General features: G+C 37.1%; 6 protein-coding genes. 4 read left to right on the forward strand and 2 right to left on the reverse strand.

The window, feature by feature from the left end; genetic code table 11:
* Positions 1-4: 4 nt before the first annotated feature.
* Both H7U17_RS15940 and H7U17_RS15945 read left to right on the forward strand, forming a co-directional pair.
* Positions 5-871 carry an SdiA-regulated domain-containing protein gene (locus tag H7U17_RS15940; RefSeq protein ID WP_186757755.1) on the forward strand — a complete coding sequence of 289 codons (867 nt, stop codon included), beginning with the start codon at positions 5-7 and terminating at the stop codon, positions 869-871.
* Positions 868-4,518, forward strand: coding sequence for a BamA/TamA family outer membrane protein (locus H7U17_RS15945; RefSeq protein ID WP_186757756.1), 3,651 nt, complete (start codon positions 868-870; stop codon positions 4,516-4,518). Before H7U17_RS15940 ends, H7U17_RS15945 begins: the two co-directional genes overlap by 4 nt.
* On the opposite strand, the gene H7U17_RS15950 is transcribed toward H7U17_RS15945, so the two are convergent.
* Both H7U17_RS15950 and H7U17_RS15955 read right to left on the reverse strand, forming a co-directional pair.
* On the reverse strand, positions 4,496-6,889 hold the full coding sequence (locus H7U17_RS15950; RefSeq protein WP_186757757.1) for a GAF domain-containing protein: 2,394 nt from the start codon (positions 6,887-6,889) through the stop codon (positions 4,496-4,498). The two genes, H7U17_RS15945 and H7U17_RS15950, sit on opposite strands and share 23 nt — an antisense overlap.
* Before the next feature lie 206 nt (positions 6,890-7,095).
* Positions 7,096-9,888, reverse strand: a complete 2,793-nt coding sequence (locus H7U17_RS15955; protein WP_186757758.1) for a glycoside hydrolase family 2 protein — start codon at positions 9,886-9,888, stop codon at positions 7,096-7,098.
* A gap of 264 nt (positions 9,889-10,152) precedes the next feature.
* Between H7U17_RS15955 and H7U17_RS15960 the strand changes: the two genes are divergently transcribed.
* Positions 10,153-11,988 carry a hypothetical protein gene (locus tag H7U17_RS15960; RefSeq protein ID WP_186757759.1) on the forward strand — a complete coding sequence of 612 codons (1,836 nt, stop codon included), beginning with the start codon at positions 10,153-10,155 and terminating at the stop codon, positions 11,986-11,988.
* Positions 11,989-12,163: 175 nt separating this feature from the next.
* Positions 12,164-12,946: a GIY-YIG nuclease family protein gene (locus H7U17_RS15965; protein WP_230981452.1), complete on the forward strand. Its 783-nt coding sequence runs from the start codon at positions 12,164-12,166 to the stop codon at positions 12,944-12,946.
* The last annotated feature ends 58 nt before the right edge of the window (positions 12,947-13,004 follow it).

Consider the following 13,004-nt stretch of genomic DNA (forward strand, 5'->3'; position numbering starts at 1 on the left):
AAACATGAATTCATTTAAGTTTATAACCTTTTTATTTTTCGTACTCATCAACTCTTGCGGCCTCAGAGAAAGGAGATTCAATGGAGACTATGAATCTCCCAAAGCCTATGATCTTAAGCACGGGGAAAAGTTAATATTACCCGAGGTCCTCGATGAAGTATCAGGCATTACCATAGGCAAAAATGGTAATATCTGGGCTATTCAAGACGAATCATCCATTGTCTATGAGCTGAAGTGGCCTAAAAAGAAAATTCTTAGAAAAAGTAAGTTTGCCAAAAATATGGACTTGGAGGACATCCTATACACTGATAAGGGTTTATACGGCCTTAAAAGTAACGGTGATATCTATGAGATAATTAATGTTTTTGAAAAAAAAACAAATTCCAATATCCATGACTTTCCATTTAAAGGAAAAAGGGACTTGGAATCCTTGGCTCAATTAAATGACAATCAGCTCATATTGTTCTGCAAATCATGTAAATTAGATAAGAACAAAAATGTGGCAAGTGCTTTCACATTTGACCTCAACACCAATACATATAGTGAATTAAAGGACTATAAATTAACTGAGAAAAAATTACGTAAAGTCCTTAACGAGGAACAGGATTTCAAATTGACGGTAAAACCTTCTGCAGCTTCCATGCATCCCATTGAAAACAAATTGTATGTGATTTCTTCCGTAGGGAAATGGCTACTGATCATGGATCGGTTTGGAGATCCAGAACAAATTTACCGCTTAGACCCAAGGGTTTTTAAACAGGCTGAAGGGATCACTTTTAATCAGCAAGGGGATATGTTTATTTCAAATGAAGCGCATGATGGAAACCCCAATATTTTAAAATTCAAATATCAGCCAGAACAATCAAAATGAAAAAGTCACTACTCATTCTGCTTATTTTTCTGGGAGGACTCCTCCAAGCCCAAACATTGGAGAAAAGAATTATTCTTGTAGGTGATGCTGGTGAGTTGGAAAATGGAAGTCATCCTGTTATAGAGTTAGTTAACAATTTAGTGGCAGAAGACACCATCAGTAAAGAAACCGATATCCTATTTTTGGGTGATAATATTTATCCTAAAGGCATGCCTGAAATAGGCGCCGCTGAGAGAATTCTAAGTGAGAATATATTATCTCTACAAGCCAGTATGGCCGATAAAGTAAATGGAAATGTATATTTCCTTCCAGGAAATCATGATTGGGAAAAAGGTCATGAAGGAGGACTGGCTGCAGTATTAAGAGCCCAATCATTTGTTGATTCACTGAAGAAGGAAAACCTTTTGTGGATTCCACGAGATGGCTGTCCTGGTCCTGAATTAAGAGAAGTAGGGGAGAATACCATTATGATCATTGCAGACAGCCAATGGTGGTTACATCCGAACACCAAACCGGGAATAGATTCAGACTGTGAATACAAAACAGGTGAGGAAATTCTTGCAGCGATGGAAGACATGGTCAATGCCAACAAAGACAAGGTTATTATTTTGGCTATGCACCATCCTCTAAAAACCTACGGAGAACATAATGGTGCCTACAGCTGGAAAGACCACCTTTTCCCTTTTACGGCCATGAAGCCCAATTTATACATTCCACTCCCTTTAATTGGCTCCATTTATCCGCTATACAGGACCTATTTAGGAAACATTCAAGATATACCACATCCAAAATACCAGGAAATGATCCAAGGTATTACCAAAATTGTTAATAAGCACCCAAAAGTGATTGTTGTAGGGGGACATGAGCATGCCTTGGAATATACACGCGACGAGGATGTACACCACATCGTAAGTGGAGCAGGTTCCAAAAGCACTCAACTAAGGAAGAATAATCCTAGCCTATTTGCAATGGAATCCCGTGGCTTTGCTAGTCTTGATCTTTATAGTAATGGGAAAGTTGACCTCAATTTTTATAACCTTGAAATAGGCTTAAACCCAGTCTATCAGTCAGAAATTTTCAAAGGTTCCTCCATTGAAAGTGATGCAGCCTTAACCATAGAAAACTCTTTTCCTGATTCTATTAAAAGTACGATAAGTCAACAATATAAAATCAACCAACAGCAGGAAAAATGGTATGGAACAAATTACCGAAAAATATGGAGTGAAGAAGTGCAATTCAGGGTATTTGATATTTCCAAGGAAAAGGGAGGAATGAAAATAGTTAAAAGGGGTGGCGGTATGCAAACCAAATCCCTTCGGCTTGAAGATTCTATAGGTAATCAGTATGTTTTGCGGTCAGTGGAAAAATATCCTGCTGCCGCTATTCCTGAGGCCTTAAGAAAAACCGTTGCCAAAGACGTGGTACAGGATCAAATTTCCGCCTCCAATCCCTATGGGGCCTTGATGATCCCCCCATTGGCCGATGCGCTCAAAGTTTACCATACGAATCCAGAATTGGTTTGGCTTCCCGATGATCCTACTTTGGGAATTTACCAAAAGGAATTTGGCGATGCAGTCTACTTGTATGAGGAGAGAGAAATAAGTCCTGAAGATTTGGAGGATGAGGACTATAAGTTTTATAGCACGGAAAAAATGCTCAAAAAGCGACTGGAAGATCAAGACTATGAATTAGATCAAAAGGAAATACTTAGAGCCAGAATACTGGACCTGTATATCGGAGATTGGGACAGACATGATGACCAATGGAGATGGATAGGAATAGAACATAAAGAAGGGAGAAAATTTGTCCCAATGCCCAGGGACCGTGATCAAGCATTCTTTGTTAATCAAGGGATTCTACCCAAAATAGCCAGCAGAAAATGGATTATGCCCAAATTCCAAGGTTTCGATTATCAATTACGGGATATCAATGGCTTTATGTTTAATGGTAGATATTTTGACCGATCCTTTTTAAATGATCTGGATAGAGAAAATTGGGAAGCTGAACTTGATCGTTTTCAAGAGAAAATCAGCAGTGAGGTCATTTCCAAGACCATGGATCCATTACCAGTGGCTATCCAGACACTTGTTAAAAGTGAACACGATATCCCTACCATATTAGATCACAGAAAATCCTGGATAAAAGAAGAAGCACTTAAATATTATGACTTTATATCTGAAAATGTAGATGTATACGGCACAAACAAGGATGAACTGTTTGAAATAAGACATGAACCGAATGGTAAAGTAGATGTAGAAATAACCAAAATAACCAAAAAAGGTAATCTCGAGCAGAAATTTTTCAATAGAAAATTCGATCCAGAGGAAACCAAAGAGATAAGGGTATATGGTCTGAGTGGTGATGACCAATTCGAAATAACAGGTGATGGACCTGGAAAGATCAAGGTAAGATTAATGAGCGGCCTTGGTCCTGATGTTATTTCAGACCAAAGCCAATTGGATAAAAAAGCAAATATTATCTATCAGTGGAAGGCTCAGACTGATAATCTAAACTTAGGCAGTTCATCCAAAATCATTAGTTCAAATAGTAGCAGTGTATTTTCCTATGATAGAAAAGCTTTTAAATATGATTTACTAATGCCATTGGCCTCTTTTGAATACAATGTAGATGATGGCATATTTTTAGGTGCAGGAGCCTTATGGACCACCCATGGATTTAGAAAGGATCCGTATGCCATGAAACAAAGTATAAAAGCAAATATGGCTGTAAAAACAGGAGCTTTTAATATTTATTACGAAGGTCATGCCGTTAAACTTATCAAAAATCTTGATCTAGAATGGAACGCTTCCCTAAAGGCTCCGGATTATGTGAATAATTTCTTCGGATATGGAAATGAAAGAAGCGAATTCCTCAAAGAAGAATTTGGCCCCCAGTATTACAGGATCCGGTATAACCAAATCAACCTAAATACCTGGATTAGAAAAAATATCAATCAGAATATATTTTTTAGAATAGGTCCTCAATACCAAAGGGTAAAGATGGATGAAGATGATAATATGGGTAAGTATATCAATTCTGAAAACCAAACGGATATTGACATAGAAGAATTGAATAAGCTGAAGCAATATGCTGGTTTAAACGCACAGTTTATTATTGACCAAACTGATCATCCAAAATTACCAAACAGAGGGATTAAACTTTTACATGAATTTAATTTAAATGCTGGACTAAATGAAAGCAGTAATACGCTAAGCTCCATGAATACTGAATTAGCACTTTATTGGAGTAGATTAATTCCTTCACAGGTTACTTGGGCGACCAGGTTTGGAACTGGTTTCAATTGGGGCAAGTATGAGTTTTTCCAGTCACAGCATCTCGGAGGCCAAAACAACCTAAGAGGATATAGAAGAAGCCGTTTTCAGGGGCATTCAATGGTTTATAACAATACAGAGGCAAGGATAAGACTTAATAATTTCACCACTAGATTATTTCCTGCAAGTATTGGGCTCACGCTATTCCACGATATCGGTAGAGTATGGTACGAAAATGAAGACTCATCAAGATGGCACAATAGCTTTGGTGCTGGGCTTTGGCTGGCCCCGATGAGCATGATGGTCATATCCGGCACCCTATCTATTGGTCAGGAAGAAGTCTTGCCTACCTTTACCTTTGGTTACCAGTTTTAAGACTGTCTTTGCTCTTGTGTTGGGATAGGTCAGAATACAAAGGTTTACCTACATTAACCCGTAAGGCTTTTAGCCCATTTACACCCTGCAAATCTTCTAAATCCAGGTGCTCTACCTCACTGCCTAACAATCCTTTTATTTGCAAATAGGCAATATAATCCATGTATTCCACCTCTTCTTTTGGCTGGGAATAAATAATGGCAATTTTACCAGGTTGAGTAAGCCTTTCTTTACTGTTTTTGATCAATGCTTTATCAATCCGTTTTTTCATGATTTCATAACGGATATTATACGCACCTTCCACATCAAATTTTCTTTCATCCATTCTAAAACTTATGGACAGCGGAGAACTATGTACCAATAAAAGTTGGGTGGTTTCCAAGGGAATAGGAAGCTTATCTTTTAATGATTCACTTAAAAAAGCACTTTCACACAAGGTAGTTAACTGCCATAATTTAAGACTTTTAAGGTAAACTGGATCAAATATCTTATCCCTTACCAGGGATTGTCCTATATAAATATTATAGTCAATACCATCTGTTTTATATTTCTCATAATAATGAGGAAACATTTGCTGGGCCTGAACCTGAGCTTTGTCAATATGTTTGCTTAAAGCACTATTTAACATGGACAAGCTTTCTTCAAAAGCACTTCTATTTTTATATAGTAAACCTAATTCCACATTGATTTTTGAAAAATAGCTATCTATCATTTCATTCAACGACGGATGTACCAATTTAAGGTGCTCAAATAGGGGCTCCAATTCCTCAGAAAGTAAATAGTTGATTTTGGACTCATCATCAGCCACCAATATCAGTTGAATATCATCTAACATCTTTTGGATCTTAAAACTCATTTTCTCCAAAACCGGCAGATCGTTCAATCCAATAGCAGCATAGATAATTTTCTGGGCCATCTTTAACTGTTCCTGCAGGTCTCTTTGTATGGTTTCTAATCTTGTTGCTGAAGAATTTCTAATATCCACCGCTGCGTATAAAGGGTATACATCCTCAAAAACCACAGGCTGTAAATTGCTACTTTTCCCATTCTCCTGATCTACGATCTTTTGCACTGCTACTTCATTGAATTTCCATTCAATAGCTGGCTGGATTGCGGTATAATTCTTTCTTATTACTTGTTGAACCTGATATTCAAACTGCTTCATATTCTTTTGCATGGCGATGGCCAAAGGTTGATTGATGTTTTTCAGCTTATCCAACATCAAAGCATTCAAAATACCTTCTTCCTCTGCACATATCTCCAGTACCCCTACCAAACTACCATCATAATGTAAGGGCACAATAATGATTTCTTTTATGCCCATTGCCTGGATTTGAGCATAAGATTCAGGTGCCTCTGAACAGGTAGCAAAATCATTTAGAAAAACAGGATCTTTCACATTGGAAAGGAAAGAAACCACGCTTTCATAACTTTGATCACAATCCATCAGGCATAAATGCCTAATCAGAAAACTATTTGCAAGCCTTCTGTCTGAAATAAGGTATTTATTATCGAACTTTTGAAAAGCCGCAACCCCCACCTTGATATTGGAAACACCCAAAAGGCTTTTTACACTTTGGTCTACCACATCAATGAAATTCTTCGATGAAAAGTCGTTTTCTTCCAAAAGGGCATTGCTTAATTCGGAAATACTTTCTGTCCTAGTGAAATCCTTCAGTTGTAAAATCAGAAATCCTGAAAAAGTGAAATCTTCCAATGGCAATATCTTTTGCCATTTCTCTAAATCCCTGATGCATGGATTTTTCCCTGAACAAGCTTTGAAAACTTCTTCCTTGGGAGGCAAAACTTTGGTGGTGCTAACATCAATGAAATCGGAATTGACTTCAGAAAAGAAATATTTACTAAGTCCCGATTTATCTATCACCTTATAGACAAGACTATCATCTGCTTTGATGTCCAAAGCATAAAATTTACTCAATATTATTTTATAGGCATGAATTAATTTCGAATAACGCATTTCCTCCTTTTTCTCTTCCATAGTAGAAGCAGAAAAGGCTTCTGGCCATAAAAATTTCTCCTTGAATCCCTCTGAGGCATAAACAATATCCATCGTGAAGGGCAAGGACATCATATACATTTGTTTCTTGGAATCGAGCGAAACTTGAAATACGCTATTGATAATGAAGGCAAGTGCCTCTTTATTATTTATTAATTCTTCTTTGTCTACTTTCTCCTGAAGTAAGATAGGGTAGGACTTGGCCTCATCTAATAACTTTTTAAAGAAAAAACTATTAAGTTCATCTTCGTCTAAGGACTTTTCCTCCCATGTAGCGAACAAGGGTAAAAAGGAGAGTTCCCTTTGACTGGTCAAATATGGGAAATTATTATTCCAAGCAGTTTGTATATCCATGATGTTACTCTAATAATAATTTATACCCATTTTCACCAAAAATGGTTCATTTGCTGTCTAAAATTTGCCTTCCACACTATGACAATTTATTGAAACAATCCATTATTCTACTTAATAGCTAATTCAAATCATACTATTAAAACTCATAAAGCCCAGGTATTATATGCCAGGCTTTCAAATATTTATTTTCTGTTTTGATTATAGCGCTAATCATTGGTATCAAAATCAAACCATAAAACAATATCCATCTTAGCATCTCCATAGTGCATCACATCACTGTCTGGCGCGGCCTGTGGCCCCATTTCCTGAGCACTATGGAACTTGGTTCCAATCGCAGGAATATTGTATAAGAAAGACAAATCACCATTTGGAAAAGGAACCTTTAGGTGCTTAGTAGCAAAAGGGGAGTCCTCCGGACTAAATAGTCTGAAAAATAAGCCTGCAGTTTCTGTATATACCTTAATATTGCCTTGAGCCAACGCTAAATTATAGGCATATAAATTGGAATGATATCCCTTGAACTCTGGATATTCCATCTCTCCATTGGAAAACCCTGTGATGGTATTATTATAATCTTTTTGCCAAAGTCCGAACTTGGGACCGCGGATCCTGTTCTTCCACACCCTGTATGGACCATTACCCAACCAAGAGATTCCTTTTACTTCTTCCTCTGGGAATGAAAAGTTAACTCCCAAAAACGCTATATTGGATAATCTTTTGTCTGGAGCAGCTATTTCGGCCTTCAATAATCCACTTTTGAATACAGTCCACTTTATTCTCCTCGGATAAGATTCATAATGGGCGATCAAAACGAAATTTCCCTCATCATCAAGGTCATATATAAGCTTTTCCAACGGATTATTGTCTTGATGAATAGGACCGGAAAGTTTAAAAATTTGATCTTTGTTTTTAGCCAAAATAAGCATTCCTGACTCTTGGTCGAATTCATATTCGGATTCATTAGCACTTATCTTTAAGATGTTAGCCTCTTCCACATAAACCACCTTTTCTTTATCAGCTTTTATACTAACCGCCATGTTCCTTTGGGTAAAGGCTTTTGCTTGTCCTACTGGCCAAGTCCAGTAATGCACTTCATTTCCTTCCGGATCTTTCACAGCTATCTTTATCCAGTCCGAATTGATAAGTTCACTTGGAATATCCAGTTGTATTTTCTTCCTTTCTTCTGGCAAAATATCAGGCAAAACCAAGGAACCGGAACTAAGCAATTTTTCTTTATTCCAGTTATCAAAGGCAAATAATGACCATTCCAGTTTATAACCTTTAAGGTTCGTATATAAATATTTATTCTCCAAAGCTATTTCCCCATCAAAGTGTGCATTGACTACCATAGGCTTTATTTGGATGGGAGACCATATATCTTTTATGGTATAAAAACTACCTTCCTTCTCACGGTAGGGGCCTACAATCCCATCGGGTGCATGATTGCCATCCGCATCTAAGCTATCAGCTAAATCTGTCCTGAGTACAGCTTCATCAGAGAATACCCAAAGGAAACCACCTGCTGCAGCTGGATTGGACATATAATCATTCCAAAAATCTTCAAGACCCGCACCATGACCTCCATCATAAAGTCCATGTAATAACTCTGTGGGCATAAAAATATCCTGACCATTGGACAATCGGTGAATGCCTGCTCCATAAACCGGATAGTGAAAGGTATCCACCCCATTCTTACGAAGCCATGGATAGATTACGGGCCTATTTTGTATATCTGTGCTATGGAACATAGGTTCATTTCTAAAATCCCAACCACCCTCATTGCCATGGTCCCAGATGACAACAGATGGATGGTTTTCATCTCTAAGCACTGTCTCCTTGATCAGTTTTGGTCCTACTATAGTATCATAGCCATCCTGCCAACCAGTAACTTCATCCAAAACAAACATTCCCAAGGAATCACATAAATCAAGAAATGCTTCGTCAGGAGGGTAATGGCTCATCCTTACAGCATTCATATTCATTTCCTTCATTAGCTGAATATCCTCGAGATGGTTTTCAACGCTCAATGCTCTTCCAGTATTCGGGTAAAAAGAATGCCTATTGACACCTTTGAATATTACTTTTACATCATTGACGTAAATACCATCCTTTTCTCTAAGTTCTACTGTTCGGAAGCCAATCCGTTCATTTTTACTGTATACTACTTCACCTTTAACCAATAATTGGAATTTTGCATGATATAATTTTGGTTGCTCAGGGTTCCAACTCTGAATGCCCTCAAAATTACCTTTTACCCAACCTTCCTCTCCGGAAACAGACGTTTTCAGATAACCGATAAGCCTATCCTGATCAAAAAGATCTACCTTTACCTCAGCATCCCTTACACTTTTATTCAAAGATATAAAGGAGGCAAACTTGCCATCCTCCTTAGCATCTATGGCGATTCTATCAAAATGATATTGGGGCAGTACTTCCAAATAAACAGGCCTGAATATTCCTCCAAAGATCCAAAAATCCGCCTGACGCTCAGCCCTGTTAATAGACTCATTGGAGGAATGTTTAGCTACTTTGACTTCCAGTAAATTATCTTGACCAAAGTTCAGCAATCTACTTATATCATATTTAAACTCATAAAAAGCTCCTTGGTGGATCGGACCAGCTGATTTACCATTAATCTTTACTTCTGTATCCGTCATAGAACCACCAAAGACAATATTAATTACTTTGCCTTTCCAATCCTTGGGAACATTGAATTCATGTTTATAATAGCCAACTTCCTTACCAAGGACCTTATCCGCTACACTGTGATCATGCCCATAGTTATAGGTGCCAAAACCATGTAATTCCCAGTTGGAAGGTACAGGAACCTTAGCCCATTTCCCTGACTTTCTACCATCAGATACTTTAAATTCCCAGTCGACAGCGCTAGAAGCATCTTTGCCAGAAAGATAAACACGCTGATAATTAATATTTTGAGCGAATGAGGAAACTATTCCGCAGAACATACAGATTAAAAAAGTTATAACAGACTTATGCATAATGATTATTCTTAGGTGGTTAATTGGGTTAATACAAAGTTTTGAAAATACTGGAAAAACAGCCTAAAAAAAATCCTTTCATAACATAATCTGCTGAATATATGAAAAAGCCCTGATATATGGTAAAAATGGAAACAAAGCCAGTGGTAGCCTAGAGTCAGGTCAATTCCATGATTTTTATCATATCGTAAACTGAATTATGCTCTGATTTTAAGCATATAAAGGATTTATTTTTGCCAATAGCAATTAAGTAAATCTTTAAATATGTCATTGAGCAACAGAATAATAAGCCATTCAGTAGATATTCATAACTTTCATATTCCTGTTATGGGATTGGGCTTTACCATAGACACCCCGCTTAAAGTTGGCCGATTTGGAATCAATAGCGTTGTTTCCATTATGGAAGACGATTTGATTGAGTCGATGAGGAAAATCCATTGCCGTAAATCCGGAGAGCCCTATATTCCCATTTTAGCAGAAGAAGATGACTCTAGAGCAAAGAGGATTGAAGCCTATTTGAACCTCATGAAAAAATTGCTTGAAAAACAAATGGAGCAACTAAAGACATTATCCTTTCAAAATGAGCAAAACGATTTGAATAGGTATTTTAAAATGTTAGCACCTTCTCATCCCTATGCTAAAATTTATCATAAAATGTTGCAAAGCAAGGGTACTGAAAAGCTTGCCTTGGAAAATGTCCTTAAAGATTCTTTAAAAGCAGGAAATATAGATGTTAATATCATGACAAAGGTAGACCGTCTAAGTTATGACAAAGAAGGCAACACTTTACCAAGGGAATTTTCAGCTGCACTTTCTGCCTTAAGAGGCTTTGCCCAAAGCGACCTTCAATCCAATGTGGTTTTTTCAGCAGGAATGAATCCGGCGCTCTTCAGTTATTTGGAATCCTTCGATGATTTCTTCCCTGATGTCAATGGAAATATTAATAAAGGAATTATACTAAAGGTAAGTGATTACCGCTCTGCCTTGATCCAAGGGAAATTCCTTGCTAAAAAAGGGATTTGGGTCAAGGAATTCAGACTAGAATCAGGCCTGAATTGTGGTGGACACGCTTTTGCGACTGATGGTCATTTGATGGGGCCTATTTTGGAGGAGTTCAAAGAAAAACGTAATGACTTGAATGAAGAAATTTATTCTATATGTCAAGAAGTGCTCGCCTCAAAAGGAAAGTTTCCTTTAGCGAAAAATAGCAAAATAAAAATAACAGCACAAGGAGGTATTGGAACAGCAGAAGAGAACCAACTACTCCTAAAACATTATAACCTGGACAGTACAGGCTGGGGAAGTCCATTTCTGATGGTTCCTGAAGCTACCAGCGTTGGTACTGATACCATCCAAAGAATTATCAAGGCTGACAAATCAGATTTCTTCCTAAGTCATGCCTCACCTTTGGGTGTGCCTTTCAATAATCTCCGCACCAGTACAGGGGAAGAGCAACGCAAAGAGAGAATTGCCAAAGATAGACCTGGTAGTCCTTGTTATAAAAAAGTGCTTTCTTCCAATACGGAATTCACAGATACCCCAATATGTACCTCTTCAAGGCAATACATAAACCTTAAACTAAAAGAATTAAAAAGCACCCTCAGCTCTGAAGAGGAATACCAAAGAGAAGCTAGCAAGGTCACAGAAAAAGACTGCCTATGTGAGGGATTGGCAGCACCGGCTATATTGTCTCATGGAGAAAAGCCAGCCAGAAACCTGGATGCAGTAACGATATGCCCAGGGCCTAATTTGGCTTACTTCAAAGGCATCTTTAAGCTGCAAGAAATGGTAGATCATATTTATGGTAAGCATAAATTGACCATAGAACAGGATAGACCTTATTTCTTCATTAAAGAATTGCAATTATATATGGATTATTTCAAAAAAGAACTCAATGAATACCAAGCTTCACCATTACCAAAATTGGCTTCCTATTTGAATAAATTCAATAAAAATCTACAGTCCGGTATACAATATTATAGGTCCTTACTGGGAACTACAATTAAGGAATCGGATGAAGCAATTGGTAAGATTAAAAGAGAATTGGAAAGTGCAGCAGATTATTTAAAAAACCTTCAATCTGAACATGTAACTTCATAATCATAATAGGGCTGGAAAATAATTTCCAGCCTTTTATTTTTCTAACTATAAAATAGCCAACTTAATAGTTAGCAATACATATTTCAGCAAGTCCATTTTGTAACAATAATCTCAAGGTTGAGTTTGATAAAGGTAAAGGAGGATTAAAATTCAACTAAAAATGGTCATTGATCGCTTGAAAAAATTAATTAATGAAGTCCCTGATAATACCACTGGAGTTTATTATTTATGGAATGAAAGGGATAGGATTATTTATATTGGAAAGAGTAAAAATATCAGAGCCCGATTATACCAGCATTTTAGCAACAATACCAACAAAGCCCAAAGGATGCAAAAGCAAACGGTAAAGGTCACCTTTGAAAACATGGGGAATGAATTAATAGCACTTTTAAGGGAATCCGAGCAAATTAAATTTTACCAACCAGTTTTTAATCGAGCGCAAAGAAGGGCAATTTTTATTTGGGGAATTTTTATGAAAAAAGATGACCATGGATATAAGTCACTTTATTTGGACAAGATCGACAAGAAAAACCAAGAGTTGATGTCTTTTTCAAACAAATCAGAGGGAAAGGAATTTTTATTCAGGATCACTGAAAAATATGTGCTCTGTCAAAAAATTAACGGACTATATCCAAGTAATGCATCTTGCTTTCAATACACATTGAGAATGTGCAAGGGAGCTTGTATAAAGAAAGAAGATCCATTAGGTTACAATAGGAGAGTAGCTCAATTCCTAGATGAATATTTTCTTCCCAAGGAAGATAAACTTATTGTTTTAGCTGGAAGAAAGCCAAATGAAAAGGGTATAATCCTCATTGAGAATGGGGTATATAAGGGTTATGGCTTTATCAATGACAAGCCCCTTGGTAGGGATATAAAAAGTCATATTCAAGCTAAAACGGACAATAAGGAAACCCAAAGGTTAATTCGTTCTTTCTTAAAAAAGGAAGGTTTATAATTCAATAAAATTGGTTATTTTACCATAAATCAATACAAATCATGATAAATGTCATGTG

Source organism: Echinicola salinicaeni, assembly GCF_014280965.1.
In the GTDB taxonomy this organism is placed as follows: domain Bacteria; phylum Bacteroidota; class Bacteroidia; order Cytophagales; family Cyclobacteriaceae; genus Echinicola; species Echinicola salinicaeni.